Source organism: Streptomyces shenzhenensis, assembly GCF_021462265.1.
Classification (GTDB): Bacteria; Actinomycetota; Actinomycetes; order Streptomycetales; family Streptomycetaceae; genus Streptomyces; species Streptomyces shenzhenensis.
In genome coordinates this window covers 152021-178501 of record NZ_JAJONF010000001.1, presented here as the reverse complement: position 1 = coordinate 178501, position 26481 = coordinate 152021, and the positions used below count along the sequence as shown (strand labels likewise).

The window sequence follows — 26481 nt, the reverse complement described above, 5'->3', positions numbered from 1 at the left end:
CCTCAGCCCTTGGCCACGGCACGCAGCCGGTCCACGACATCCGCTCGCAGCTCGGCCGGCTCCAGGACCACCACGTCCGGCCCGAACTCCACCAGCCACGCGTCGAGCCCGTGCCCGTACGGAATCTCCAACTCGTCCCACCCGTCGCCGAGTTCCCGCACCGCCGTGGCCTTCGCCCGAAGGGGGTACCCGGACCCCGAACGCAGCCGGATCAGCGCGGAGCGGTCGGCGATCTCCCCGGCCCAGCTCGCCACGGTCTCGCGGACGGTGACGACGTCCGGGACCGGCGCGGTGAAAGCGGTGCCCCGGGAGCGGACCTTCCCGGTGATCCGGGACAGCCGGAAGACCCGCTCGGCGCCCCGGTCACGGTCCCAGCCGGCCAGATACCAGTGGCCGCGCCAGCACTCCAGGGCCCAGGGCTCCACGTTCCGCGTCTCGGGGCGGGCCGCGGTGGCCTTGCGGTACTCGAAGAGGACCGGGCGGCGGTCCCGGCAGGCCAGCATCAGCGGCTCGAACGCGGCCTCGTGCACGGGGATCCGCGGCTCCAGGGCGCCATGCGCCTCGTACGGGTCGACGCCCTCGGGGAGGCCTGCCGCGCGCAGCTTCTGCAGGGCGCCGCTGGCGGCGCCGGCGAGCCGGGCCTGCTGCCACACCTTGGCCGCAAGGCCCAGGGCGGCCGCCTCCTCGGCGTCCAGCGTGATCGGCGGCAGCCGGTTGCTGTCGCGGCGGGCGAGGTAGCCGACCTCGCCGTCCAGGTTCTCGACGGTCTCGATCACCAGCCCGAGTTCCCGCAGATCGTCCTTGTCCCGCTCGAACATCCGGTTGAAGGAGTCGTCGCTGCCCGCCGCACCCCGGCCCGGCCCAGAGGCCGCACCCCGGCCCGGCCCAGAGGCCTCGACGTATGCCTCGATGGAGTCCCGCAGCTCACGCTTGCTGAGCGGCCGCCGCGTCCCCAGCAGGCACAGCGCCAGGTTCATCAGCCGCTCGGCCTTGGCAATGGCCATCGACGCCCTTCGCCTTCCCTATGGTGCTTCTGACCGATGACCGTACCGCTCCGGAGTGTCACGGCAAAAGCCAGTACAAACAACGAGGACCGAAACGGACACAACCCCGCAAACACCGAGGGCCCGCACGCACCGCACGGGCCCTCGTCCAGCCGGTTCACGGCCGGAACCGGTCGGCGCGCGACGGCACCGGCCCGGCGCGGGGATCAGACCGCGATCAGGTCCACGACGAAGATCAGCGTCTCGCCGGGCTGGATCGCCGGCGTCGGGCTCTGGTTGCCGTAGGCGAGGTGCGCCGGGATGGTCAGCTGCCGCCGGCCACCGACCTTCATCCCCTGCACGCCCTGGTCCCACCCCTTGATGACCCGGCCCCCGCCCAGCGGGAAGCGGAACGGCGTGCCCCGGTTCCAGCTGGCGTCGAACTCCTCACCGGTGCTGAACGCGACACCCACGTAGTGCACGGTGACGGTCTGGCCGGCCTGCGCCACCTCGCCGTCGCCCTCCCAGATGTCCTTGATCTCCAGGTCGGCCGGGGGCTCGCCCTCGGGGAAGTCGATCTCGGGCTTGTCGATGCTCACGTCTTAGGCTCCTGCTTGTGTAACGACACGGAACCCGGACAGTCTTTCATCCCCGCCCCGGTGCCGCCCGCGCCACTACATCGCCGCGAGAATGTCCACCGAGAACACCAGCGTCGAACCCTTCTGCACCACACCACCGTTCGGCGGGTTGTTCCCGTAGGCCAGGTCCGGCGGCGTGACGACCATGATCCGGCTGCCCACCTTCTTGCCGGTGATCCCCTGCGCCAGCCCCTTGACGACCTGCTGCATCTGCGCGACCGAGAACTGGGCCAGCTTCCCGCTCTCATACGTCTGCTCGAAAACCTTGCCGCTGTCCCAGACCTCGCCCTTGAACTGGCACAGGATGGTCTGCTCCGCCTTCACCTCCGGGCCGTCGCCCTCCAGCACGTAGTTCGACACCAGCTTCTTCGGCGGAGCCGCCTTGGGAATGCCGATCGACGGAGCCTTGCCGTCCGTGTTCGTGCCCACCTTCGGCAGCGCGGCGTCGCTCTGCGCGACCGCCTTGCCCGTACTGGAGCTCTTCGAGTTGTACGAGTTCAGCACGTCCACCACGAACACCAGCGTGTCCGTGCCCTTGATCCCCGCCTGCGCGTTGCCCGAGCTGCCGTACCCCCAGGTCGGCGGCACGGCCATCAGCACCCGGCTGCCGGCCTTCTTCCCGGCCAGCCCGTACCGCCAGCCGTCGATGATGCTGCCCGCGGCAAGCTGCATGAGCAGCGGCGTACGGTCGTACGACTGGTCGAAGACCTTCCCCGTGGACCAGATCTGCCCCAGGTAGTTCGCCTCGATGAAGTCGTTCTCCGCGACCGTCTTCCCGCTCCCCGCGATCACCGTCTTGACCGCCAGGTTCTTCGACGGATCCCCGCTGCCCTTGGCGACCGTCGGCTTCTCGCCGAACTTCGTACCCGCCGTGATCGCCGGCAACGGCCCGTCCACGATCTTCGGCGGCGGCACCGAACCGGACGCCGACGGCGAGGCGCTGGCCTTGCTGGAGGAGGACGACTTGTCACCACACCCGGCGAGTGTGACCAGTCCTGCGGGAACAGCGGCAAGGAGAAGAGAGCGTCGGCGCACGGAAGAGCCTCGTAATCGGTCGATCTTGCGGATGGCGTGCGCGCAACTCTACGGCGTGCGACGGGCGCCGTACGGAAAACGTACGGCGCCCGTGTGGCGCTGAGCGGCGATCGCTCACATACCGGCGATGAGCTTCTCCACCCGGTCGTCGACCGAACGGAACGGGTCCTTGCACAACACCGTGCGCTGCGCCTGGTCGTTGAGCTTCAGATGCACCCAGTCGACCGTGAAGTCCCGGCGCTGCTCCTGAGCCCGCCGGATGAAGTCACCGCGCAACCGCGCCCGAGTCGTCTGCGGCGGCACCGACTTGCCCTCGAAGATCTTCAAGTCATTGCAGATCCGAGCGGCCTGCCCCTTCTTCTCCAGCAGGTAATAAAGACCCCGACGACGGTGAATGTCGTGATAAGCGAGGTCTATCTGCGCCACCCGCGGATGAGACATGGTCATGTTGTGCTTGGCCCGGTACCGCTCGATGAGCTTGTACTTCATCACCCAGTCGATCTCGGTGCCGATCCGGTCCAGGTCCTCGGCCTCGATCGCGTCCAGCGTCCGGCCCCACAGCTCCAGCACCCGCTCGACCGTGCCGGTGCGGATACCGCGGCGCTCGCAGAAGTCCACGGCCTTCTCGTAGTACTCCCGCTGCACCTCCAGGGCGGAGGCCTCCCGGCCGCTGGCCAGGCGCACCTTGCGCCGGCCCGTGATGTCATGGCTGACCTCGCGGATCGCCCGGATCGGGTTCTCCAGGGTCAGGTCCCGCATCACCGTGCCCGCCTCGATCATGCGCAGCACCAGGTCGGTGGCACCGACCTTCAGCAGCATCGTCGTCTCGGACATGTTCGAGTCACCGACGATGACATGCAGCCGGCGGTAGCGCTCGGCGTCCGCGTGCGGCTCGTCGCGCGTGTTGATGATCGGCCGGGAACGCGTCGTCGCCGAGGAGACGCCCTCCCAGATGTGCTCCGCCCGCTGGCTCACGCAGTACACCGCACCGCGCGGCGTCTGCAGCACCTTGCCCGCGCCGCACAGCAGCTGCCGGGTCACCAGGAACGGAATGAGAATGTCCGCGAGCCGGGAGAACTCCCCGTGCCGCGCCACCAGATAGTTCTCGTGGCAACCATACGAGTTGCCCGCCGAGTCGGTGTTGTTCTTGAAAAGGTAGACATCGCCCGCGATTCCTTCCTCATGCAGGCGTCGTTCGGCGTCCACCAACAGTCCTTCGAGAATGCGCTCGCCGGCCTTGTCGTGGGTGACCAGTTCGATCACATTGTCACACTCGGGTGTCGCGTATTCCGGATGTGAGCCCACGTCGAGATAGAGCCGGGCGCCGTTGCGCAGAAAGACATTGCTGCTACGGCCCCATGACACGACACGGCGGAAGAGGTACCGCGCCACCTCGTCAGGCGACAGGCGGCGCTGTCCCCTGAACGTGCACGTGACGCCGTACTCGTTCTCCAGCCCGAAAATGCGGCGGTCCATGACTGAACATTACGCCCGATCCCCCGAGCTGAAACGGGGTTCGGCAGCACGATTTGGATCATTTTCCGAACCGGCCGCAATCACCGTGTCCCCACCGGGAGCTGCGAGGACCCGCCCGGTGACCGCCAGGACCAGCAACGACACGGCCCCCGCCACCCCCGGCACAGCGAACCCCCACAAGGCCCCGCCCGCCTCGACGACCGGGCCCGCCAGGCCCGTTCCCACCGACGCACCCACCGTGAACGTCGTCACAAGCCAGGAGAACGCCTCGGTGACCGTACCGCTCGGCGCATGCCGGTCCACCAGCACGAACGCACACGCGATCACCGGCGCCAGGAACACCCCGGCCAACACCGCCAGCACCACCATGGCCACCGCACCCGGCATCAGCATCAACGGCAGATAACACACCGCCAGAAGAGCCACCAGCACCCGCAGTCGCCGCGTCGGCTCCCCCGTCCACCGCCGCGCCCCGTACACCATGCCCCCCAGCAGCGCACCGAGCCCCAGACCGGCCATCAGCCAGCCGTACACCACGTCACCGCCGTGGCCGTCCGCATACGGCACCGACGCGACCGTGATGGAACCCAGCGCGATCCCCACGAACAGGAACGCCGCCAGCATGACCAGCAGACCGGGCGACCGCAGCGCGCCCAGCCAGTGCGCCGCACGCGGCGCCGAACGCCACGCCCGCGACGGCGGCGAGACCACGACCGAGAGCGCACCGAGGACACCCACCGCGTTCACGACGAGCAGCGCCGCCTGCGCCGACCACAGCGACACGCACAACGTCACCAGCAACGGTCCCACGGTGAACATGACTTCCTGCGCCACCGCGTCCATCGCGTACGCCGTGTGCACCCGCTCCCCCGCACCCAGCACACTCGGCCACAGCGCCCGCAGACCGCCCTCCAGAGGAGGCGTGAACAACCCGGCGGCCGCCACGCACACATAGGCCGACGGCAGCGGACCGGTCCCGGCGAAGGCGAAAGCGGCCATCGCGACGGCCGACGCCACAGCCGCCGGCAACTGCACGCGCGGCTGGCCGTGCAGATCGACCAGACGCCCGAGCACCGGCTGCCCCACGGCGTTCGCCACCCCGTACACCGCGGCGAGCGCCCCCGCGAGGCTGTACGTACCGCCCTGCGCCCGCACGAACAGCACGATCGCGAGCGCGGCCGTCGCGTTCGGCAACCGGCCCACCAGCGTCCCCGCCAGCAGCCGGGCCGCGTGCCTCGCCCTGAGGATCTCCAGGTACCCCGCGGCCATGCCCCGCCTCCAAGCTTGACGTGTTACGTATAACCCCTTCTCCCATACGTACCATGTGCGCTGTTCACACGTCCAGACGAAGGAGCCCACCCCCGGTGCCACCCAGCAGCACGCGCCCGACGAGCCGCGACGTCGCCCAGGCCGCCGGCGTCTCCCAAGCAGCCGTCTCGCTCGTGCTCGGCGACAAATGGCGCGGCCGCGTCTCCGAAACCACCGCCGAACGCGTCCGCCAAGCCGCCCTCGACCTCGGCTACCGCCCCAACCTCGCCGCCCGCAACCTCCGCCTCGGCCGCACCCGCACCGTCCTCCTCGTCGTCCCCGCCCTCACCACCGAATTCTTCGCCGGCGTCTACACCGGAGCCGCCCGCGTCGCCTCCGCACACGGCTTCGGCGTCGTCCTCTACCCCTCCCCCCAGGGCATCGGCCCCGCCCGCGACCCCTTCGCCTCCGCCCAAGCCGCCCTCGACGGCGTCATCGCCTCCTCCATGGCCGCCGACGCCCTCACCGCCATCCGCGGCGACCAGCTCCCCCTCGTCATGCTCGACAGCGACCCCCACGGCAGCCTCGGCGCCGCCACCGTCAACCTCGACATCGCCGACGGCGTACGCCAGGTCACCGACCACCTCCTGCACCTCGGCCACCGCCACTTCCTGCACCTGGCCGCGGACATCCCCTCCTGGACCTTCGAAGTACGCGCACACGAACTGGCGACCCGCACCGCACGCGTGCCCGGCACCTCGGTACGCACCGTCCACGCCCCCATCTCCATCCAGGGCGCCCAGACCGCCATCGAAACCGCCCTCACCACCCCCGGCCCCCGCCCCACCGCCCTCGTCTGCGACGACGACAAACTCGCCGCCGGCGCCTACAAAGCCCTGCGCCGCCAAGGCCTGCGCATCCCCGACGACATCTCCGTCACCGGCCTCGACGACCTCGCCCTCGCCACCGCCATCGACCCCGAACTCACCACCGTCCGCCTCGACGCCGAACTCTTCGGCGAACGCGGCATGCAAGCCCTCCTCGCCGTCCTGGACGGCCGGGAACCCCCACACGGAGACATCCCCGTGGAACTCGTCGTACGAGGCTCCACAGCCCCACCACGGGCGTCCTGACCGCACAAACACCCGCGCCCCGCCCGGAAACCACCGGACGGGGCACACACAACGGGCTCACACCAACAGCTACTCGACGTCTCCGCCGGACTCCTCGACCCCCTCGGCCCCCTCGGCCCCCTCGGCCTCGGCAGCCGCGGCCGCACCCTCCGCCTCCAGCAGCCGGGACAGCTGCGGACCGACGATCCGCTTGAACTTACGCGCCTGCGGACGCGTACGATCCAGCACCGCCACCTCCAGACGCTCCGCCGGAATCTCCCGCTGCGTACCGTTCGGCTCCCGCGACAGAGCCGTCACCGCCAGCTTCAGAGCCTCCGCCAGAGTCATCCCCTCCCGGTGCTCACGGTCCAGATACGTACTGATCTGCTCCGCGTTACCACCGACCGCCACCGAACCGTGCTCATCCACGATCGAACCATCGTGCGGCAACCGATAGATCTGATCACCCTCCGGGGTCTCCCCCACCTCGGCGACGACCAGCTCCACCTCGTACGGCTTCTCCGCCGCCGACGAGAAGATCGTGCCCAGCGTCTGCGCGTACACGTTCGCCAGACCACGCGCCGTCACATCGTCACGGTCATAGGTGTAACCACGCAGATCGGCATAACGCACCCCACCGATCCGCAGATTCTCGTACTCGTTGTACTTACCGGCGGCCGCGAAACCGATCCGGTCATAGATCTCGCTGAACTTGTGCAGCGCACGGGACGGGTTCTCACCGACGAACACGATGCCGTCGGCGAACTGGAGCACAACCAGACTGCGGCCACGCGCGATGCCCTTCCGGGCGTACTCGGCACGGTCCGCCATCGCCTGCTGAGGTGAGACATAGAACGGCGTCGACACCGGTATCCGTCCCCTTCCCTAGGGTTCCGTCGAAGTCACTGGGATCACCTTGATAAGAACGCCGACACCTACAGCAGCGCCGCGCGCGGACCGTCCGGCTGCTCCAGACGGCGCGCCAGCACCGCACGGGCGAGCTCGGAGGACTCGTCGTCGGTGAGCCGGCGGAAACCGCCCTCGGTGATCACAGTGATGATCGGGTAGATCCGGCGGGCGACATCGGGACCACCCGTCGCCGAGTCGTCGTCAGCCGCGTCGTACAGAGCCTGCACCACCAGTGTGGTCGCCTGCTCCTCGGACAGGTCGTTACGGAACAGCTTCTTCATCGCACCGCGCGCGAAGATCGAGCCCGACCCGGTGGCGGCGAAGTGGTGCTCCTCGGAACGGCCGCCCGTCACGTCGTACGAGAAGATCCGCCCCTTCGCCCGGTCCACGTCGAACCCGGCGAACAACGGCACCACCGCGAGCCCCTGCATCGCCATGCCCAGGTTGGACCGGATCATCGTCGACAGCCGGTTCGCCTTGCCCTCCAGCGACAGCTGAGCGCCCTCGACCTTCTCGAAGTGCTCCAGCTCCAGCTGGAAGAGCTTCACCATCTCCACGGCCAGACCGGCGGTGCCGGCGATACCGACGGCCGAGTACTCGTCCGCCGGGAACACCTTCTCGATGTCCCGCTGCGCGATCACGTTCCCCATCGTGGCCCGGCGGTCACCCGCCAGCACGACCCCGCCGGGGAAGGTCACCGCCACGATCGTCGTCCCGTGCGGCGCCTCGATCACCCCCTGCGTCGGCGGCAGCTGCCTCCTGCCGGGCAGCAGCTCCGGCTGGTGCTCGCCGAGAAAGTCCATGAACGAGGACGACCCGGGCGTCAGGAAGGCAGCTGGTAGACGCCCGGTGCTACGAGTGTTGGCTTCCACAAGTTTCCTTCCAGGTAAGCGGCGGCTCGGCGAGCGGCGTCCGGATCATCCCTCAATTTGCCGATGGCCGAATTGCAGTTGAAGCACAGTACGCCTCGGACCCTACCCGTCTTGTGGCAGTGATCCACATGCACGGGTGGGGCAGATAGACAGATCGCGCAGATCCCGTACTGGGACACGACCATCGCGTCGCGCTCGGCTTCGGTGAGGCCGTAGTTGCGCTTGAGGTGATCCGGACGGCCCTTCGCCGCCCGGCAAGCCTTGCAGCGCGTCGAGAGTCCGTCCGAAGCGGTGGCATTCCGGTGCCACTCGCTCCAGGGCTTGATCTCGCCACACATCCGGCAGAGTTTGTGCCCGTGCGGGACATCGACCTTCTCCCGGACGGCCTTCCCCTCAGCCTCCCGGCGGCGCCGGTAGTGCGCGGCACTGTAGTCCGCCACGCACTCCCGGCAGTGCACCTGGAGGCCGTCCCGCCGATTCCTGTCCCTCGCGAACGAGGCGGGAGGCAGATCCCGCTTGCACTTCCTGCATTCCTTCGCGTCCGGTTCCCCAGCCACACCAACCCCCCGCAACCTTCAATTTGAAGGTGAAAACGCCTAGACGGGCTTCACTCCCCGCCTTTTTGCACGAAGGACCTCACGAAATCCTCGGCGTTTTCCTCGAGTACATCGTCAATCTCGTCAAGAACCGAGTCGACGTCGTCGCTCAGCTTCTCGTGCCGCTCCTTGAGGTCCTCCGAGCCCTGCGACTCCGCCGCCTGCTCCTCGACCTCCTCGGTGGAGTGCGTCGCCTTCTGCTGTCCGCCGCCGGTGTCCTTGGTTGCCATGACACTCACCCCGCTCAGTTCGCCCGACATGGGTCGACAGGTCGGCTTTCCTGCCGATCGGTGATGATCAGACCCTACAAGCGGGGTCCGACATCGGCCCCGCAGTTTCTCCAACGTACGGGGGCCAACTCGATGATTCCCGGGCGGCCGGGTTTTGACCCCGGTCGCCCGGTGTGGTCCGAGCGCCCGCTCAGCCGCCGGAGAGGACCCTGACCAGGTCTTCCGCGGTACGGCAGCGGTCCAGGAGCTCCTTGACGTGATTTCGCGTTCCGCGTAGTGGTTCCAGGGTTGGGACGCGCTGGAGGCTGTCGCGGCCGGGAAGGTCGAAGATGACCGAGTCCCAGCTGGCCGCGGCGACGTCGTCGGCGTACTGCTCAAGGCAGCGGCCGCGGAAGTAGGCCCGGGTGTCCTCAGGAGGGCTGGTGCGGGCCCGTTCCACCTCTGACTCGTCGAGGAGCCGCTTCATGCGTCCGCGGGCCGCGAGGCGGTTGTAGAGGCCCTTCTCGGCCCGTACGTCGGCGTACTGGAGATCGAGGAGGTGCAGTTTGGCGGCGTCCCAGTCCAGGTCGTCGCGGCGCCGGTAGCCCTCCATGAGTTCCAGTTTGGCGACCCAGTCGAGTTCTCCGGCCAGGCTCATGGGGTCGTGTTCCAGGCGGTTGAGGGTGTCCTCCCAGCGGGTGAGGACGTCCTTGGTCTGGTCGTCGGCGTCGGCGCCGTAGCGCTCCTCCACGTATTTGCGCGAGAGCTCGTAGTACTCCATCTGGAGCTGGACGGCGGTGAGTGTGCGTCCGCTGCGGAGGGTGACGAGGCGCTTGAGGGTGGGGTCGTGGGAGACCTGGTGGAGGGTGCGTACGGGCTGGTCGACGGCGAGGTCGACGGCGATGAAGCCGTCCTCGATCATGGAGAGGACGAGGGCGGTGGTGCCGAGTTTGAGGTAGGTCGAGGTCTCCGAGAGGTTGGCGTCGCCGATGATCACATGGAGGCGGCGGTATTTCTCGGCGTCGGCGTGGGGCTCGTCGCGGGTGTTGATGATGGGCCGTTTGAGTGTCGTCTCCAGGCCGACCTCGACCTCGAAGTAGTCGGCGCGCTGGCTGAGCTGGAAGCCGTGTTCGTGGCCGTCCTGGCCGATGCCGACGCGGCCGGCGCCGGTGACGACCTGGCGGGAGACGAAGAAGGGGGTGAGGTGGCGCACGATGTCCGAGAAGGGGGTTTCCCGCTTCATCAGGTAGTTCTCGTGGGTGCCGTAGGAGGCGCCTTTGTTGTCGGTGTTGTTCTTGTAGAGGTGGATGGGCTGGGCGCCGGGGAGTGCGGCGGCTCGTTCGGCGGCTTCGGCCATGATGCGTTCGCCGGCCTTGTCCCAGAGGACGGCGTCGCGGGGGTTGGTGACCTCGGGGGCGCTGTATTCGGGGTGCGCGTGGTCGACGTAGAGGCGGGCGCCGTTGGTGAGGATCACGTTGGCGAGGCCGATGTCCTCGTCGGTGAGCTGGCTGGCGTCGGCGGCCTCGCGTGCGAGGTCGAAGCCTCGGGCGTCCCGTAGCGGGTTCTCCTCCTCGAAGTCCCAGCGGGCCCGGCGGGCCCGGTGCATCGCCGCCGCGTAGGCGTTGACGATCTGGGACGAGGTGAGCATGGCATTGGCGTTGGGGTGACCGGGGACGGAGATCCCGTACTCCGTCTCGATGCCCATTACTCGCCGTACGGTCATGCGGCCCTCCTTGCCCGGCGGAGCCCTCGGTCGGGGGCTGCGCTCGCGTACCGCTGGTGCTCCGGTGCGTGTGCGGTGCCCGTCCCCGCACTGCGCGACCCGGCGGTAGGAAAGAGCCTAGAACGCCTTTGCACTGGTGGGGAGATCATTTGCGTCATTGCCCTGCTCGCCTCGGTTCCGGTTTTGGCCGGAAAAACAGTGGGCTGCGGGTACCCGGTGAGGGCACCCGCAGCCGCCCTGTGTTTTACAGGTACTGTCCGGTGTTCGCCACCGTGTCGATGGAGCGTCCGGTGTCGGCGCCCTGCTTTCCGGTGATGAGGGTACGGATGTAGACGATCCGTTCGCCCTTCTTTCCGGAGATTCGGGCCCAGTCGTCGGGGTTGGTGGTGTTGGGTAGGTCCTCGTTCTCCTTGAACTCGTCCACGCAGGCCTGGAGGAGGTGGGAGACGCGGAGGCCCTTCTGGTTGTGTTCGAGGAAGTCCTTGATCGCCATTTTCTTGGCGCGTCCGACGATGTTCTCGATCATGGCGCCGGAGTTGAAGTCCTTGAAGTAGAGGACTTCCTTGTCGCCGTTGGCGTAGGTGACTTCCAGGAAGCGGTTTTCCTCGGATTCGGCGTACATGTGTTCCACTGCCGTCTGGATCATGCTTTCGACGGTGGTGGCCTTGCTGCCGCCGTGTTCTCCGAGGTCGTCGGAGTGCAGCGGGAGGCGCTCGGTGAGGTACTTGCCGAAGATGTCCTTGGCCGCTTCGGCGTCGGGACGCTCGATCTTGATCTTCACGTCGAGCCGGCCGGGGCGGAGGATGGCGGGGTCGATCATGTCCTCGCGGTTGGAGGCGCCGATGACGACCACGTTCTGGAGGCCTTCGACACCGTCGATCTCGGCGAGCAGCTGGGGGACGATGGTGTTCTCGACGTCCGAGCTGACACCCGAGCCGCGGGTGCGGAAGAGGGACTCCATCTCGTCGAAGAAGACGATGACGGGGGTGCCCTCGCTGGCCTTCTCCCTCGCGCGCTGGAAGACGAGGCGGATCTGCCGCTCGGTCTCGCCGACGTACTTGTTCAGGAGCTCGGGGCCCTTGATGTTGAGGAAGAAGCTCTTGCCGGCCGCTTGGCCGGTGACTTCGGCGACCTTTTTGGCCAGTGAGTTGGCGACGGCCTTGGCGATGAGCGTCTTGCCGCATCCGGGGGGTCCGTAGAGCAGGACGCCCTTGGGCGGGCGCAGTTCGTGCTCCTTGAACAGGTCCGGGTAGAGATAGGGGAGCTCGACGGCGTCGCGGATGGCCTCGATCTGGCCGCCGAGACCGCCGATCTGCTCGTAGCCGATGTCGGGGACCTCTTCGAGGACGAGTTCCTCGACCTCGCTCTTGGGGACGATCTCGTAGACGTAGCCGGAGCGGGGTTCGAGCAGCAGGGCGTCGCCGGGGCGGATGTTCACGTCCAGCAGTGGCTCGGCGAGCCGTACCACTCGTTCCTCGTCGGTGTGCCCCAGTACGAGGGCGCGCTCGCCGTCCTCGAGGATCTCCTTGAGGGTGACGATGTCGCCGACGCGCTCGAACGCCATGGCGTCGACCACGTTGAGCGCTTCGTTGAGCATGACTTCCTGGCCGCGCCTGAGGTCGTCCAGGTCGACGCTTGGGCTGACGTTCACCCGTAGTTTGCGGCCGCCGGTGAAGATGTCGGCGGTGCCGTCCTCGTTCGCCGTGAGGAAGACGCCGAAGCCGGCCGGCGGCTGTGCGAGTCGGTCGACCTCTTCCTTGAGGGCCACGATCTGGTCGCGGGCCTCGCGGAGGGTGTTCGCGAGTCGCTCGTTCTGGGCGGACACGCCGGCCAGGTTCGTCTGTAGCTCGACGATCCGCTCTTCGAGAATCCTCGTGTGTCGCGGAGAGTCGGCGAGCTTGCGTCGCAGGACGGCGATCTCCTGCTCAAGATAGGCGATCTGCTCGGACGGGTCGTCGGACCCCCGTCCCGGGCGGATGCCGCGGTTCATGTCGTCGTCGTGGGCTGCCACGGTCCTCACCTCCTCCAAGGGGAGCTGGACGCTTCCAGACCCTACCTGGGTGGGTGTCGATTGAAACCCCTAGATCACAAAGACTGTCAAGGTGTGTCGTCGGTCACCCATTGCGTTCTCCCTCGTGCCGGGTGGATACCCACTCAACGCGTTTCAGAAGCGGCGTGTTCCAGGCCGGGAGTGGTCAAAACCCTTCGTCACTGACCGGAGTTGTCCGCTCCGGTGCCGGTTCTGGGGTTGTGCCCCGGTGGCGGATTTCTTACACAGAGCGACCGGCCGGATGTGGTGGGTGATCATGGAGGTGGGCCGCGGGTTGGCTCAAGTCGATCGATGCGGTGGCCGAGCGCCGCCGTACCGCGCGGTGGGACGCGCCGTGCGCGCGGGTCCGGAGTGTGCGCGGGGGTGCGCCGGGAGGGTGCGCGGGCGGCTGTGGGCCGGAGGTAGGGTCGAGGGCGTTCAACACCCGCCGGGGCGGGAGCGGGTGATCCCCGTCTCCTGCCGGCCGGCGCTTTCGACGGCAGGAGAGATGACCGTGCAGCAGGAGGCCCTGGCCGGCGGCGAGGCGCTTGAGGTCTGGATCGACCAGGATCTGTGTACGGGTGACGGGATCTGTGCCCAGTACGCCCCGGAGGTGTTCGAGCTGGACATCGACGGCCTGGCCTATGTGAAGGGCGCGGACGACGAGCTGCTGCAGGCGAAGGGGGCGACGGTGCCGGTGCCGTTGCCGCTCCTTACGGATGTGGTGGACTCGGCGCGGGAGTGTCCGGGCGAGTGCATCCATGTACGCCGGGTCGCGGACCGGGTCGAGGTGTACGGGCCGGACGCGGAGTGATTTTCCGGCCACCGGGCGTGGCGGCCGCGCCGGCCCGTCGGTGGTGCGGTCGTCAGACGCTGTGGGCGGCCGCCGGGGTGGAGCGGACGAACGCGTGGCCGTTCCACTGCCACTTGGCGCTGGATTTCAGGTCCGGGCAGCAACTGGGCACATTGTCCGAGGAATAGCCGAGCAGGGTGGCGGTGACCGCTTGGCCGGCTACGGCGAAGTCGGTCACGGTGAGCCGGTCCTTGGGGTCGACGAGGGTGGCGACGACGCGGGGGCTGGTGGCGTCGGCGGCCTGGGTGAGGACGTAGACGCCGTCGGGCGGGGTGCCCATGGCCGAATCGCAGTGCACCACGACGACGGTTTCCGGTCTGCCGTCGCCGTCGAGGTCGCCGGTGGCCTTCTTGACGACCAGTTCCTTCACGGGGCCGCAGTCGAGGGGGAAGTCCACGCCGGTGGTGCTGGGCGGCGCGGCGGCCGCGGGGGCGGGCTTCGTCTTGGCCGCGGCGGCGGGCTGGGCGGCTTTGGCCGAGCCCGGCTGGACGAGCGACGACAGAGCGACGACGCCGGCCACGGCAGCGGCGGTGGCGAGCCAGTGCATGGGGCGGGTGTCGGTGTGAGCGAGCTCCGGGACCACGGATTGCTGCACTAGGAGTGTCTCCTGTGAGGCCTGTGCCGGTGGGGGTGGCCTGCATCGTGCCACACGTCACAGTGGGGTGGGAACGGCGGGGTGGGCTTTCGTGGCCGGTGGGGTCCGTGGTCCGGTGAGGATGTCCGCGACGGCGCCTGTGGCGGGGGGGTGCTGGTGTCTGCGGGGCCCTGTGATGGCACCTGTGGTGGCGTCAACGTATGAGCGCCGCGGCCTAGTTCCGGTGGGGTCGGGGGAACTCGGCCGCGGCGCTCGTGCGTTGTCGGGGCGGTGGGGCGGGCTCAGCGGCCGGCGCCGCCGTCGGCGTTGGGGCCGTCGTAGTCCTCGCCGTAGGCGCCCTTGGCGGGGCGGCGGCGGCGCATGGGCGGCTCGACGCCGTCGGCGAGGCGGCGGGCGGTGAGCAGGAAGCCGGTGTGGCCGATCATCCGGTGGTCGGGGCGGACGGCGAGGCCTTCCACGTGCCAGTTGCGGATCATCGTCTCCCAGGAGGTCGGCTCGTTGAAGCAGCCGATCTCGCGGATGGACTCGACGGTCCTGGCGAGCTGGGTGGTGGTGGCGACGTAGCAGCAGAGGATGCCGCCGGGGACGAGTGCCTTGGAGACGGCCTCCAGGCATTCCCAGGGGGCGAGCATGTCGAGGATGACCCGGTCGACGTCGGTGTCCGAGAGGTTGTCCTGGAGATCGCCGACGGTGAGCTGCCAGGCGGGGTGCGGGCCGCCGAAGTAGCGCTCGACGTTCTGCTGGGCGATCTCGGCGAAGTCCGCGCGGCGCTCGTAGCTGTGCAGCATGCCCTGGTCGCCGATGGCGCGCAGCAGGAAGCTGCTGAGGGAGCCGGAGCCGACGCCGGCCTCGACGACGCGGGCGCCGGGGAAGATGTCGGCGAAGGAGAGGATCTGCCCCGCGTCCTTGGGGTAGACGACGGCTGCCCCGCGGGGCATGGACAGGACGTAGTCGGGGAGCAGGGGGCGCAGCGCGAGGTAGGCGACGTTGCCGGTGGTTCGGACAACGCTGCCCTCGGGAGCGCCGATCAGTTCGTCGTGCGGGAAGGAGCCCTTGTGGGTGTGGAAGTTCTTCCCGGCTTCGAGCGTGAACGTGTAGTGGCGGCCCTTGGGGTCGGTCAGCTGTACCTGGTCCCCGACCTTGAAGGGCCCGCGCCTGCGGGCGGCACCGGTCGGTTCGGACATGTGAACAGCCTACCGGTTCCCTGCGGGGGGCCTGACCGGCCTGACCGGCAGGGGGGCCGAGGGTGGGTGCGTCGAGTGCTGGTCGTGGGTGGCTGGTCGCGCCCACGCGGCGGAGCCGCACATCGACAAGGCCCCGCGCCCCTTGGGGGGCGCTTTCAGGCCGGGGCGTTTCAGGACGGTCTTGCCATCGCCCTGACGAAGGCGCGTTCGACGTCGGCTGCCGACAGGACGCCGTAGATCTCGCCGGTCTCCTCGACCACCAGGTATTCGGTGGCGGGGGTGGCGCGCAGGACGTCGAGGAGGTCCTCGCCCGCGAGTTCCGCGGAGACGCGCATGCCGTCGGTGAGGTCCTGGGCGAGGCCGCTGACGGCGACCCAGGGGCGGCGGTGTTCGGGTACGCCGACGATCGCGGCCTCGCGGACGAGGGAGAGGGGATTGCCGTCGGCGTCGACGACGACGAGGGCGCGGGCGCCGGCGGCGTTGGCGCGGCGCAGGGCCTCGGAGAGGGGGGTGTCGGTCTCGACGGGGACGGCGCGGCGGGTGAGGGCGCGGGCGCGCAGTTCCGGGAGGTGTTCGCGGAGCCGGGCCATGCGCAGGCTGTTGCCGGCGCCGGTCCAGATGATCGCGGCGAGGATGGCGGCGAGCAGGGCGTCGGTGACGGCGTCCATGCCGCTGCTGTCCGCGGTGTTGCCGCCGAAGGCGCCCCAGTGGTTGAGCAGGGGGAGGCCGATGAGGACGGAGACGGCGAGGGCGCGGCCGACCCAGGCGGCTGCGACGGTGCCGCTCATGGGTCTGCCGGTGATCTTCCAGACGACGGCGCGGAGCATCCGGCCGCCGTCGAGGGGCAGGCCGGGCAGGAGGTTGAAGGCGGCGACGATGAGGTTGGAGACCATCAGGCCGGCCAGCAGGACACCGGGGACGGTGCCGGGTTCGACGGGCTGCATGGCGAGGTAGAAGAGGCCGGACAGGACGAGGGAGAGCAGCGGGCCGACGAAGGCCAGCACGAATTCCCGTCCGGGGGTCTCGGCCTCTTTCTCGATCTCGGAGACGCCGCCGAAGAACTGGAGCTGGATGCGGCGGACGGGGAGTTTGAAGCGGATCGCGGCGACCGTGTGGGCGAGTTCGTGGACCAGTACGGAGGCGTAGAAGGCGATGGCGAAGAAGAGGGAGACGAGGTAGCGGGCGGCGCCGAGTTCGGGCAGCACGCGGTCGAGCTGGCCGCCGAAGACCCAGGTGATCAGGGCGGCGACGAGGAACCAGCTGGGGGCGACGTACACCGGGACGCCGAAGGGGCGCCCCATGAGCAGGCCGCCGCCGGGTTCCTTGGGCCGCTGCGGCGGCTGTCCCTTGGCCATGCCGGACTGGGCGGGGCCCGGCCGGTCGCCTTCACGGGGTGCGTCGGCGCGTGGCGCGGGCGCTGGTTCCGGCGTTTCCGCGGTGCCGGGCGTCCCGGCTGTCTCCGGCGTGTGCTCCGGGTTCGGTGTCTTCGGCGTCTCCCCCGGCTTCGGTGTCTGCGGGGTCTCCGGCGTCGGTTCGGCCTGGTCGGTGGGGGTGGTGGCGCGGGGATCGGCCGGGTCCGGCCGCGCGTCGGTGGGCCCTGCGCGGTGCTCGGTCGGGTCGGGGCTGTCCGACCGGGGCTGTCCGCTGCCGCCGCTCACGTCCACGGTGTCCCCTCGTTAGATACGTCGTCTCTGGTCGATGGTATGCGGCCGTCGTGGCGTGTTCCGCCCCGGCACCCCCTGTGGTGGCCGGGGCGTCGTGCGGGTTGGGTGACTGTCAGTGGCGGGCCGTATGGTCTGTGGTCATGGACAGCAGCATCGAGGACGCCTCGCAGGACGGGGACGCGGTCGTCGCGCAGGGGGAAGGGCCGGTCACGGTGAGGGCGGCGCGGGCGGCCGGGCCGCCCGTCTCGCTGTCGCCGTCGCGGGCCAGTGACTTCATGCAGTGTCCGCTGCTGTACCGGTTCCGGGTGATCGACCGGCTGCCGGAGAAGCCGAGCGAGGCGGCGACGCGGGGGACGCTGGTGCACGCGGTCCTGGAGCGGCTCTTCGACGCGCCCGCCGTGGAGCGGACGGTGCCGCGGGCCAAGTCGTTGGTCCCGGGGCAGTGGGACCGGTTGCGGGAGTCCCGGCCGGAGCTCGGGGAGCTGTTCGCGCAGGATCCGCAGGGCGAGCGGCTGGCGCGCTGGCTGGGTGAGGCGGAGCAGCTCGTGGAGCGCTGGTTCACGCTGGAGGATCCGGTCCGGCTGGAGCCCGTGGAGCGGGAGCTGTTCGTGGAGACCGAGCTGGAGTCGGGGCTGCGGCTGCGCGGGATCATCGACCGGGTCGACGTGGCGCCGACGGGTGAAGTGCGGATCGTCGACTACAAGACCGGCAAGGCGCCGCGGCCGGAGTACGCCGAGGGCGCGCTGTTCCAGATGAAGTTCTACGCGCTGGTGGTGTGGCGGCTGAAGAAGGTGGTGCCCAGGCGGCTGCAGCTGGTCTATCTGGGCAGCGGTGACGTGCTGACGTACGACCCGGTCCTCGCCGATCTCCAGCGGGTGGAGCGCAAGCTGCTCGCGCTGTGGGAGGCGATCCGGCAGGCGACGGAGTCGGGCGAGTGGCGGCCGCGCCCGACGAAGCTGTGCGGCTGGTGCGACCACCAGGCGCACTGCCCGGAGTTCGGCGGTACTCCCCCGCCGTACCCGCTGCCGGTGAGGTCGGCCGGGTCCGGGGACGTGGCGCAGGGCAGAATGGGCGCGGACTAGCAGAAGGAGACTCACCGTGGCCATCCGCGTCCTACTGGTCGACGACCAGCCGCTGCTGCGTACCGGGTTCCGGATGATTCTGGAGGCCGAGCAGGACATCGCGGTCGTGGGCGAGGCAGGCGACGGCCTGCAGGCCCTCGACCAGGTACGCGCTCTCCAGCCCGATGTCGTGCTGATGGACATCCGGATGCCGCGGATGGACGGCGTGGAGGCGACCCGGCAGATCACCGGTCCGGGCCGGGACGGTCCGGCGAAGGTGCTGGTGCTGACCACGTTCGATCTCGACGAGTACGTGGTGGAGGCGCTGCGCGCGGGCGCCAGCGGCTTCCTGCTGAAGGACGCTCCGGCCAATGAGCTGGTGCAGGCGATCCGGGTGGTGGCGAACGGCGAGGCGATGCTGGCGCCGAGCATCACGCGCCGGCTGCTGGACAAGTACGCGACGCATCTGCCGTCCGGCGAGGAGCCGGTGCCGGACACCCTGCACACTCTCACCGACCGTGAGGTGGAGGTGCTGAAGCTGGTGGCGCGGGGGCTGTCGAACGCGGAGATCGCCGCCGACCTGTTCGTCAGCGAGACCACGGTGAAGACGCATGTGGGGCATGTGCTGACCAAGCTGGGGCTGCGGGACCGGGTGCAGGCCGCGGTGTACGCGTACGAGAGCGGCCTGGTGCGGCCCGGCGCGCAGTAGGGCAGGTGAGTGCGACGCGAAGGGCGCCCCTCTCGGTGGAGAGGGGCGCCCTTCGCGTCGTCCGACCGGGTGTCAGCTGCTGGAGCCGCGGCTGAGCTCCCACAGCTGGAGGCTGGAGGAGGAGTTGAGGGTGTAGGCGACGCCCGTGATGTCGTTGCGGGCGGCGACGTACTGCTTGCCCTGCCACAGCGGCAGCACCGGGACGTCGTCGGCGACGGTGTTCTGGATCTCGGTCAGGGTGCCGGTGGCGCTGGCCCGGTCGGCCTCGCGGCGGGACTCCGGGATCAGAGTGTTGATGATCTTGCTGTTGAGGTAGGGCGACTTGAGGAAGTTGTCCTTGTCGAGGAACGGCGCGAGGAAGTTGTCGGGGTCCGGGAAGTCGGGGAACCAGCCCATGCCGTAGACGTCGTAGCGGCCCTTGCGTTCGGCCGTCTGGTAGGTCGTCCAGGCGGTGCCCTGGATGCTGACGTCGAACAGGCCGCTGGCGTCGAGCTGCTGCTTGAGGACCTCGAACTCCTGCTTGGTGGCCGGACCGTAGTGGTCGGTCGTGTAGTGCAGGGTGAGCTTCACCGGGGTGGTGATGTTCGCCGCGGCCAGCAGGTTCTTCGCCTTGGAGACGCTGGGGTCGCCGTACTTGTTGAAGAAGGAGTTGGAGTGGCCGGTCACGGAGGCCGGGACCAGCGAGTACAGCGGCTGGGCCTGGGAGCCGTACACCTTGGCGACGAGTTCGTCGCGGTTGATGACCTGGGCCATGGCCTGGCGGACGGCCTTGTCCTTGACCGAAGGCGCGTTCGTGTTGAAGCCGAGGTAGCGGATCTCCAGGCCGGACATCTCGACGAGGTCGACGTTGGAGTCGTCGCCGGCGTCGAGCTTGTTGATCTGGGACGGCGACATGCTGCGGGTCATGACGTCGATGTCGCCCTTGTTGATCGCCTCGCCCATGGCGTCGGCGTCCTTGAAGAAGCGCATGACGACCTGCTCGTTCTTCACCTTCACGCTGCCCTTGTAGTTCGGGTTCTTGGTGAAGGTGCCGGAGACGAAGTTGTTGTCCTTGACCTCGGCCTTGAAGGTGTAGGGGCCGGAGCCGTCGATGTCGAAGCCGTCGCGGAGCTTGTCCTTCTCGTAGTCCTTCGGGTTCACGATGCCCGCGACCGGAGTGGACAGCTTGTACGGGAAGGTGGCGTCGGCGCTCTTGAGGTGGAAGATGACCTCGCGGTCGCCCTGGGTCTCGATGGTGTCGATGTTCGAGAGGAGGGCGAAGACATCGCTGTCCGACTTGATGCGCAGGGCGCGCTCGATGGACCACTTGACGTCCTCGGCGGTGACGGCGTTGCCGTCGGAGAACTCCAGACCCTCGCGCAGCTTGCAGGCGTAGCGCTCGCTGCCGCTGTCGGTGAAGGAGCAGCTCTCCGCCGCGTCGGGGACCGGGTCGCCCTCGCCCTTGGGCTGGGACATGAGGGTCTGCACGGTCTGGCGCAGGATGTTCCAGCCGCCGACGTCGTAGGAGTAGGCGGGGTCGAGCGGTGCCGGGGCGTCCTTCGTGGCGGTGAACCCGTCGGTGGTGCCGACGACGATCGCGCCGCTGCTGCTGCTCCCGCTGTCGGATCCACCGCACGCGGCGAGCACGGGAGTGAGCAGGCCGACCACGGCCGGCAGCACCAAAGTCTTGCGGTTCATGCTCGAAGTTCTCCAGAGCTGTTCGAATCCGTGTATCCCGCATGCAGGGGGTGTCGAAGCGGATCACGGGGGCTACGGTGATGTTCTCGCGACGAGATTAGTCCGCGCCCGCAGGAGGGTTGGCAGCGGCGTGAGTTGAGGCCCCATCACGCAGGGGAGCCGGTTGCGGACAGAACGAACACCCGACAGCGTCAGGATTAGTGCAGCGTCTCCCCAATCGGGACACAAGGTCACCCTGATTCCCCCCGAACGGGGGTGGTCTGCACACTCGGGCAACGTTGTCGAGTTGCCGCACGCGTGGGGAACGTCACACGCACATTTCGGTGATGAGGTATCGGAATTCAGCCTGTTGAACAGTTGCGAATTCCGTTGAGCAACCGCCCCGGGATTTCACCCAATGACCTTTGCACGCTGGGTGAACGGCTAGCGCATTTCCGTCATCAGACCGTGCAGAAAAGCCAGGTCGACGTCTTCCAGCGAGGTCACCACGGTACGCCGCTCGGCCGGGGCGATCGGCGCGACCGACGGGACGGCGACCACGTGGCAGCCGGCGGCCTCGGCGGCGGCGACTCCGGTCGCGGTGTCCTCGACGACCGCGCACCTGGCCGGATCGACCTCGAGCCCCGCGGCGGCGAGCAGATACGGGTCCGGGAACGGCTTGGTGCGCGAGACCTCGTCGCCGGCGACGGACAGGGTGAAGTGGTGGGTGCCCAGCGAGGTCAGGACACGGTCGATGATGCGCCGGTGCGAGGCGGAGACCAGGGCGGTGGGGATCTGCTGCTCGTACAGCTCGGCGAGCAGCCGCTGGGCGCCCGGCATCAGCGGCAGGGCGGCGCCGATGCGCTCCTCGAAGCCCTCGTTGAGCAGCACGCTGAGCTCGGCGAGCGTGATGGCGGCGCCGGTGGCCTCGATGAGGAAGCCGGCGCTGCGGGTCATGGGGCCGCCGACCACGACATGGCGCCAGGACTCGTCGAGGGCGTGGCCGAGGCGGGCGAAGATCTCGACCTCGACGTCCCACCAGAAGCCCTCGGTGTCCACCAGGGTGCCGTCCATGTCGAGGAGCACCGCCTGGAGTGCCGAGCCTTCCGCCGTACGGGTTCCGAGCGCGGGGACCGTGCTGGTCATCCGGCCGCACCTCCTTGAGGGACGAGCAGGCCGGTTCCCATGCGGGGAACCGGCCTGCTGTGGACCGACCAGTGTACGACCTGTCCGCTCAGTGCGCTGTGTGGCGCGTGTCTCGGCGCGCCGCACGCCTCACCGGACGCCTCACCGCGCGTTGAAGTACTTCGCCTCCGGGTGGTGGATCACGATCGCGTCCGTGGACTGCTCGGGGTGCAGCTGGAACTCCTCGGAGAGGCGGACGCCGATCCGCTCCGGCTGGAGCAGGTCGGCGATCTTGGCGCGGTCCTCCAGGTTCGGGCAGGCGCCGTAGCCGAGGGAGAAGCGGGCGCCCCGGTACTTCAGGGAGAACATGTCCTCGATGTCGTCCGGGTCCTCGCCGGCGAAGCCGAGTTCGGAGCGCACGCGGGCGTGCCAGTACTCGGCGAGGGCCTCGGCGAGCTGGACGGACAGGCCGTGCAGTTCGAGGTAGTCGCGGTAGGAGTTGGCCTCGAACAGCTTGGCGGTCCGCTCACCGATGCGGGAGCCGACGGTGACGACCTGGAGGCCGACCACGTCCGTCTCCCCCGACTCCTCCGGGCGGAAGAAGTCGGCGAGGCAGAGCCGGCGGCCGCGGCGCTGGCGCGGGAAGGTGAAGCGGGTGCGCTCGTTGCCCTGTTCGTCGAGGATGATCAGGTCGTCGTCCTTGGAGACGCAGCGGAAGTAGCCGTAGACCACGGCCGCCTCCAGCAGGTTCTCCGTCTGGAGCTGGTCGAGGAGGCCGCGCAGCCGGGGGCGGCCCTCGGTCTCGACGAGTTCCTCGTAGGAGGGTCCCTCGCCGGTGCGGGCCTGCTTGAGGCCCCACTGGCCCTTGAAGAGGGCGCCCTCGTCGAGCCAGCTCGCGTACTCCTTGAGCTGGATGCCCTTGATGACGCGGGTGTCCCAGAACGGCGGGGTGGGCACCGGGTTGTCGACGGCGACGTCGGAGCGGACGTGCCCCTCCTCGGGCCGCTCCTCGGTCTCGACGGCGGCGGTGGAGCGGACCCGGCGCTGCTTGAGCTCCGGGAGGACGGCGCCGGGCATGCCGCGCTTGACGCCGATGAGGGCGTCCATGAGGCGCAGGCCCTCGAAGGCGTCGCGGGCGTAGCGGACCTCGCCCTCGTAGAGCTCGTACAGGTCCTGCTCGACGTAGGCACGGGTGAGGGCGGCGCCGCCGAGGATGACCGGGTAGGTGGCCGCGAGGCCGCGCTGGTTGAGCTCCTCCAGGTTCTCCTTCATGATCACTGTGGACTTGACCAGCAGGCCGGACATGCCGATGACGTCGGCCTTGTGTTCTTCGGCGGCCTCCAGGATCGCGGAGACGGGCTGCTTGATGCCGAGGTTGACCACGTTGTAGCCGTTGTTGGACAGGATGATGTCGACGAGGTTCTTGCCGATGTCGTGGACGTCGCCGCGCACGGTGGCCAGCACGATGGTGCCCTTGCCCTCGGCGTCCGACTTCTCCATGTGCGGTTCGAGGTGGGCGACCGCGGCCTTCATGACCTCGGCGGACTGCAGGACGAACGGCAGTTGCATCTGGCCGGAGCCGAACAGTTCGCCGACGACCTTCATGCCGTCCAGCAGGGTCTCGTTGACGATGTCGAGCGCCGGGCGGGTCCCCAGGGCCTCGTCGAGGTCGGCTTCCAGGCCGTTCTTCTCGCCGTCGATGATGCGGCGCTTGAGGCGCTCCTCCAGCGGGAGGGCGGCGAGTTCCTCGGCCTTGCCGGCCTTCAGCGACTTGGCGGTGGCGCCCTCGAAGAGCTGCATGAGCTTCTGGAGGGGGTCGTAGCCCTCGGCGCGGCGGTCGTGAATCAGGTCGAGGGCCGTGCGGACCTCTTCCTCGCTGAAGCGGGCGATGGGCAGGATCTTCGAGGCGTGCACGATCGCGGAGTCCAGGCCCGCCTTGACGCATTCGTCGAGGAAGACGGAGTTCAGCAGGATGCGGGCGGCCGGGTTGAGGCCGAAGGAGATGTTGGACAGGCCGAGGGTGGTCTGGACGTCCGGGTGGCGGCGCTTGAGCTCGCGGATCGCCTCGATGGTGGCGATGCCGTCCTTGCGGGACTCCTCCTGACCGGTGCAGATGGTGAAGGTCAGGGTGTCGATGAGGATGTCCGACTCGTGGATGCCCCAGTTCCCGGTCAGGTCGTCGATCAGCCGTTCGGCGATCTCGACCTTCTTCTGGGGGGTGCGGGCCTGGCCCTCCTCGTCGATGGTGAGCGCGATCAGCGCGGCGCCGTGCTCGCGGGCGAGCGCGGTGACCTTCGCGAAGCGGGACTCGGGGCCGTCGCCGTCCTCGTAGTTGACGGAGTTGATGACCGCGCGGCCGCCGAGCTTCTCCAGGCCGGCCCGGATGACGTCGACCTCGGTGGAGTCGAGCACGATCGGCAGCGTGGAGGCGGTCGCGAAGCGGCCGGCCAGTTCCTCCATGTCGGCGACGCCGTCCCGGCCGACGTAGTCCACGCACAGGTCCAGCATGTGGGCGCCCTCGCGGATCTGCTCGCGGGCGATCTCCACACAGTCGTCCCAGCGGGCCGCCAGCATGGCCTCGCGGAACTTCTTGGAGCCGTTGGCGTTGGTGCGCTCGCCGATGGCCAGGTAGGAGGTGTCCTGGCGGAACGGGACCGTCTGGTAGAGGGAGGCGGCGCCGGGCTCGGGGCGCGGGCTGCGCTCGGGCGGGGTGACGTCCCGGACCCGGTCGACGACCTGGCGCAGGTGCTCGGGGGTGGTGCCGCAGCAGCCGCCGATGAGGGAGAGACCGTAGTCGCGGACGAAGTTGCCCTGGGCCTCGGCCAGACCCTCGGGGCCGAGCGGGAAGTGGGCGCCGTCCTTGGTGAGGACCGGCAGACCGGCGTTGGGCATGCACAGCAGCGGAATGCGCGAGTGCCGGGTGAGGTAGCGCAGGTGCTCGCTCATCTCGGCGGGGCCGGTCGAGCAGTTCAGGCCGATCATGTCGATGCCGAGCGGCTCCAGCGCGGTCAGCGCGGCGCCGATCTCGGAGCCCAGCAGCATGGTGCCGGTGGTCTCGAAGGCCATGGAGACGAAGAGGGGGACCTCGATGCCGAGGGCCGTCATGGCGCGGCGGGCGCCGAGCACGGAGGCCTTGGTCTGCAGCAGGTCCTGGGTGGTCTCGACGATCAGGGCGTCGGCGCCCCCGGTGAGCAGGCCCTCGGCGTTCTGCTGGAAGCCGTCACGGATGGTGACGTACGGCACATGGCCGAGGGTCGGCAGCTTGGTGCCGGGGCCGATGGAGCCCAGGACCCAGCGCTGCCGGCCGTCGCGGGCGGTGAAGTCGTCGGCGGCCTCGCGGGCGATGCGGGCACCGGCCTCGGACAGTTCGTGGACGCGGTCGGCGATGTCGTACTCCGCCATGGCCGCGTGGTTGGCCCCGAAGGTGTTGGTCTCGACGCAGTCCACGCCCACCGAGAAGTAGGCGTCGTGGACCGAACGCACGATGTCCGGGCGGGTGAGGTTGAGGATCTCGTTGCAGCCTTCGAGGTTCTCGAAGTCCTCCAGGGTCGGGTCCTGCGCCTGGAGCATGGTGCCCATGGCTCCGTCGGCGACCACCACACGTGTGGCGAGCGCCTCGCGGAGCGCGGACACCCGGGTCCGGCTGTCGGCGGAGGGGGACGGCGGCAACGAGGCCATGAAGGGCTCCCTTGGATGCGACGGCTGTCGGCTATGCGGATTCCCCGGGCGGACCCGGCTGTGGACGCACCGCGCCAGCCTAGCCGGGAGTGGGCTTGGATGGGCAGGGCGTCCACGTGGCGGACGAGTGAGCCGGGGGCGGCAGTATGAGGCCCACCATGGCGTTTCCGCCGCTCACAGGTCATCCTGCGGGGCGGACCTGGGTGGCCGGGTACCCAAGGCCGGCTGGACGCGAAGTAACGGATGTCGACCGACCATTAGCGGAGAGTCGACATGGACCGGTAGTGTTCGGCATTGCCGAACGACGGTTACGGCGTCGTGACGGTGAGGGTCACCGGGAACGGAGGCAGAACGGCGATGGCACGGAACATCCAGTCGCTCGAACGGGCGGCCGCGATGCTGCGGCTGCTCGCGGGCGGCGAGCGACGGCTCGGGCTGTCGGACATCGCCTCGTCACTGGGTCTCGCCAAGGGCACCGCCCACGGCATCCTGCGCACCCTTCAGCAGGAGGGGTTCGTCGAGCAGGACGACGCCTCGGGGCGCTATCAGCTGGGCGCCGAGCTGCTCCGGCTGGGCACCACCTACCTGGACATCCACGAGCTGCGGGCGCGGGCCCTGGTGTGGACGGACGACCTGGCCCGCTCCAGCGGGGAGAGCGTCTACCTGGGCGTGCTGCACCAGCAGGGCGTGCTGATCGTGCACCACGTCTTCCGGCCCGACGACAGCCGGCAGGTGCTGGAGATCGGCGCCATGCAGCCGCTGCACTCCACGGCGCTGGGCAAGGTGCTGTCGGCGTACGACCCGGTGGCACACAGCGAGGCCCTGGAGGCCGACCGCAAACCCTTCACCGACCGCACCGTCTGCGACCTGGACGCCTTCGAGCACATCCTGGACATCACACGGGCGCGCGGGTACGCGGCCGACGTGGAGGAGACCTGGGAGGGCGTGGCCTCGGTCGCGGCCCCGATCCACGACCGCCGCCGCATGCCGGTGGGCGCGGTGGGCATCACGGGCGCGGTGGAACGGCTCTGCAAGGACGGGGAGGTGCGGCCCGACCTGATCGCGGCGGTGCGGGACTGCGCCCGTGCGGTGTCGCGGGACCTGGGCGCGGGCCGGTTCTGAGCGC

Annotated in this window: 22 protein-coding genes; 5 read left to right on the top strand and 17 right to left on the bottom strand. The window is 69.2% G+C overall.

Annotated elements, in window-relative coordinates:
• Positions 1–2: 2 nt before the first annotated feature.
• From LQ326_RS00815 to LQ326_RS00795, 5 genes are all read right to left on the bottom strand, one after another.
• Entirely contained in the window at positions 3–1004 is a 1002-nt protein-coding gene (locus tag LQ326_RS00815) for a helix-turn-helix transcriptional regulator (protein WP_234531440.1), read from the bottom strand.
• 206 nt (positions 1005–1210) lie between these two features.
• Entirely contained in the window at positions 1211–1582 is a 372-nt protein-coding gene (locus tag LQ326_RS00810; RefSeq protein ID WP_234531439.1) for an FKBP-type peptidyl-prolyl cis-trans isomerase, read from the bottom strand.
• Positions 1583–1657: 75 nt separating this feature from the next.
• Positions 1658–2656 (bottom strand): FKBP-type peptidyl-prolyl cis-trans isomerase, encoded by a 999-nt coding sequence (locus LQ326_RS00805; protein ID WP_234531438.1) that lies wholly within the window; start codon positions 2654–2656, stop codon positions 1658–1660.
• 114 nt (positions 2657–2770) lie between these two features.
• Positions 2771–4132 carry a Pup--protein ligase gene (gene pafA / locus LQ326_RS00800; RefSeq protein ID WP_181801152.1) on the bottom strand — a complete coding sequence of 454 codons (1362 nt, stop codon included), beginning with the start codon at positions 4130–4132 and terminating at the stop codon, positions 2771–2773.
• Between the two features lie 9 nt (positions 4133–4141).
• Positions 4142–5401, bottom strand: a complete 1260-nt coding sequence (locus tag LQ326_RS00795) for an MFS transporter (RefSeq protein WP_234531886.1) — start codon at positions 5399–5401, stop codon at positions 4142–4144.
• A gap of 95 nt (positions 5402–5496) precedes the next feature.
• Between LQ326_RS00795 and LQ326_RS00790 the strand changes: the two genes are divergently transcribed.
• Positions 5497–6513, top strand: coding sequence for a LacI family DNA-binding transcriptional regulator (locus LQ326_RS00790; RefSeq protein ID WP_234531437.1), 1017 nt, complete (start codon positions 5497–5499; stop codon positions 6511–6513).
• Positions 6514–6582: 69 nt separating this feature from the next.
• Here the strand turns inward: LQ326_RS00790 and prcA are convergent, their stop codons facing one another.
• The 6 genes from prcA to arc form a co-directional block, all read right to left on the bottom strand.
• Positions 6583–7359, bottom strand: a complete 777-nt coding sequence (prcA, locus tag LQ326_RS00785; protein WP_234531436.1) for a proteasome subunit alpha — start codon at positions 7357–7359, stop codon at positions 6583–6585.
• Positions 7360–7427: 68 nt separating this feature from the next.
• On the bottom strand, positions 7428–8273 hold the full coding sequence (gene prcB / locus LQ326_RS00780) for a proteasome subunit beta (protein WP_234531435.1): 846 nt from the start codon (positions 8271–8273) through the stop codon (positions 7428–7430).
• On the bottom strand, positions 8225–8830 hold the full coding sequence (locus LQ326_RS00775; protein ID WP_234531433.1) for an endonuclease VII domain-containing protein: 606 nt from the start codon (positions 8828–8830) through the stop codon (positions 8225–8227). The genes prcB and LQ326_RS00775 overlap by 49 nt, the downstream gene beginning before the upstream one ends.
• 50 nt (positions 8831–8880) lie before the next feature.
• A complete protein-coding gene (locus tag LQ326_RS00770) occupies positions 8881–9099 on the bottom strand; it encodes a ubiquitin-like protein Pup (protein WP_234531430.1) in 219 nt (72 codons plus the stop codon).
• Positions 9100–9289: 190 nt separating this feature from the next.
• Entirely contained in the window at positions 9290–10801 is a 1512-nt protein-coding gene (gene dop / locus LQ326_RS00765) for a depupylase/deamidase Dop (protein ID WP_362741157.1), read from the bottom strand.
• Positions 10802–11045: 244 nt separating this feature from the next.
• Positions 11046–12812: a proteasome ATPase gene (gene arc, locus LQ326_RS00760; protein WP_234531429.1), complete on the bottom strand. Its 1767-nt coding sequence runs from the start codon at positions 12810–12812 to the stop codon at positions 11046–11048.
• Positions 12813–13338: 526 nt separating this feature from the next.
• Between arc and LQ326_RS00755 the strand changes: the two genes are divergently transcribed.
• Positions 13339–13644, top strand: a complete 306-nt coding sequence (locus LQ326_RS00755) for a ferredoxin (RefSeq protein ID WP_234531428.1) — start codon at positions 13339–13341, stop codon at positions 13642–13644.
• Between the two features lie 52 nt (positions 13645–13696).
• Here LQ326_RS00755 and LQ326_RS00750 read toward each other — a convergent pair whose 3' ends face one another.
• The 3 genes from LQ326_RS00750 to LQ326_RS00740 all read right to left on the bottom strand — a co-directional run bounded on the left by LQ326_RS00750 (position 13697) and on the right by LQ326_RS00740 (position 17126).
• Positions 13697–14278 (bottom strand): hypothetical protein, encoded by a 582-nt coding sequence (locus LQ326_RS00750; protein WP_234531427.1) that lies wholly within the window; start codon positions 14276–14278, stop codon positions 13697–13699.
• Between the two features lie 281 nt (positions 14279–14559).
• Entirely contained in the window at positions 14560–15462 is a 903-nt protein-coding gene (locus LQ326_RS00745) for a tRNA (adenine-N1)-methyltransferase (protein WP_089103073.1), read from the bottom strand.
• Between the two features lie 170 nt (positions 15463–15632).
• Positions 15633–17126, bottom strand: coding sequence for a site-2 protease family protein (locus tag LQ326_RS00740; RefSeq protein WP_234531423.1), 1494 nt, complete (start codon positions 17124–17126; stop codon positions 15633–15635).
• A gap of 140 nt (positions 17127–17266) precedes the next feature.
• Here LQ326_RS00740 and LQ326_RS00735 point away from each other — a divergent pair, with 140 nt between their 5' ends.
• Together LQ326_RS00735 and LQ326_RS00730 are read left to right on the top strand one after the other, a co-directional pair.
• The gene (locus LQ326_RS00735) at positions 17267–18208 is read left to right on the top strand and encodes a RecB family exonuclease (RefSeq protein ID WP_234531422.1); all 942 of its coding nucleotides are present in this window, start codon (positions 17267–17269) and stop codon (positions 18206–18208) included.
• 16 nt (positions 18209–18224) lie between these two features.
• Complete coding sequence (locus LQ326_RS00730) at positions 18225–18896, top strand: response regulator (protein ID WP_030608351.1); 672 nt, start codon at positions 18225–18227, stop codon at positions 18894–18896.
• A gap of 72 nt (positions 18897–18968) precedes the next feature.
• Here the strand turns inward: LQ326_RS00730 and LQ326_RS00725 are convergent, their stop codons facing one another.
• The 3 genes from LQ326_RS00725 to metH form a co-directional block, all read right to left on the bottom strand.
• Positions 18969–20573: an ABC transporter substrate-binding protein gene (locus LQ326_RS00725; RefSeq protein ID WP_234531421.1), complete on the bottom strand. Its 1605-nt coding sequence runs from the start codon at positions 20571–20573 to the stop codon at positions 18969–18971.
• Positions 20574–20996: 423 nt separating this feature from the next.
• The gene (locus LQ326_RS00720; protein WP_234531419.1) at positions 20997–21698 is read right to left on the bottom strand and encodes an HAD family hydrolase; all 702 of its coding nucleotides are present in this window, start codon (positions 21696–21698) and stop codon (positions 20997–20999) included.
• A 141-nt stretch (positions 21699–21839) separates the two neighbouring features.
• Positions 21840–25355: a methionine synthase gene (gene metH / locus LQ326_RS00715; RefSeq protein WP_234531418.1), complete on the bottom strand. Its 3516-nt coding sequence runs from the start codon at positions 25353–25355 to the stop codon at positions 21840–21842.
• Positions 25356–25712: 357 nt separating this feature from the next.
• On the opposite strand from metH, the gene LQ326_RS00710 reads away from it, so the two are divergent.
• The gene (locus LQ326_RS00710) at positions 25713–26477 is read left to right on the top strand and encodes an IclR family transcriptional regulator (RefSeq protein WP_181801167.1); all 765 of its coding nucleotides are present in this window, start codon (positions 25713–25715) and stop codon (positions 26475–26477) included.
• The last annotated feature ends 4 nt before the right edge of the window (positions 26478–26481 follow it).

Bases quoted from the DNA above. Each gene is read 5' to 3' on its own strand.
- LQ326_RS00815 (WP_234531440.1), bottom strand. From the start codon at position 1,004: ATGGCCATTGCCAAGGCCGAGCGGCTGATGAACCTGGCGCTGTGCCTG.
- pafA (WP_181801152.1), bottom strand. From the start codon at position 4,132: ATGGACCGCCGCATTTTCGGGCTGGAGAACGAGTACGGCGTCACGTGC.
- LQ326_RS00795 (WP_234531886.1), bottom strand. From the start codon at position 5,401: ATGGCCGCGGGGTACCTGGAGATCCTCAGGGCGAGGCACGCGGCCCGG.
- LQ326_RS00770 (WP_234531430.1), bottom strand. From the start codon at position 9,099: ATGGCAACCAAGGACACCGGCGGCGGACAGCAGAAGGCGACGCACTCC.
- dop (WP_362741157.1), bottom strand. From the start codon at position 10,801: ATGACCGTACGGCGAGTAATGGGCATCGAGACGGAGTACGGGATCTCC.
- LQ326_RS00755 (WP_234531428.1), top strand. From the start codon at position 13,339: ATGACCGTGCAGCAGGAGGCCCTGGCCGGCGGCGAGGCGCTTGAGGTC.
- LQ326_RS00745 (WP_089103073.1), bottom strand. From the start codon at position 15,462: ATGTCCGAACCGACCGGTGCCGCCCGCAGGCGCGGGCCCTTCAAGGTC.
- LQ326_RS00735 (WP_234531422.1), top strand. From the start codon at position 17,267: ATGGACAGCAGCATCGAGGACGCCTCGCAGGACGGGGACGCGGTCGTC.
- LQ326_RS00725 (WP_234531421.1), bottom strand. From the start codon at position 20,573: ATGAACCGCAAGACTTTGGTGCTGCCGGCCGTGGTCGGCCTGCTCACT.
- LQ326_RS00720 (WP_234531419.1), bottom strand. From the start codon at position 21,698: ATGACCAGCACGGTCCCCGCGCTCGGAACCCGTACGGCGGAAGGCTCG.
- metH (WP_234531418.1), bottom strand. From the start codon at position 25,355: ATGGCCTCGTTGCCGCCGTCCCCCTCCGCCGACAGCCGGACCCGGGTG.
- LQ326_RS00710 (WP_181801167.1), top strand. From the start codon at position 25,713: ATGGCACGGAACATCCAGTCGCTCGAACGGGCGGCCGCGATGCTGCGG.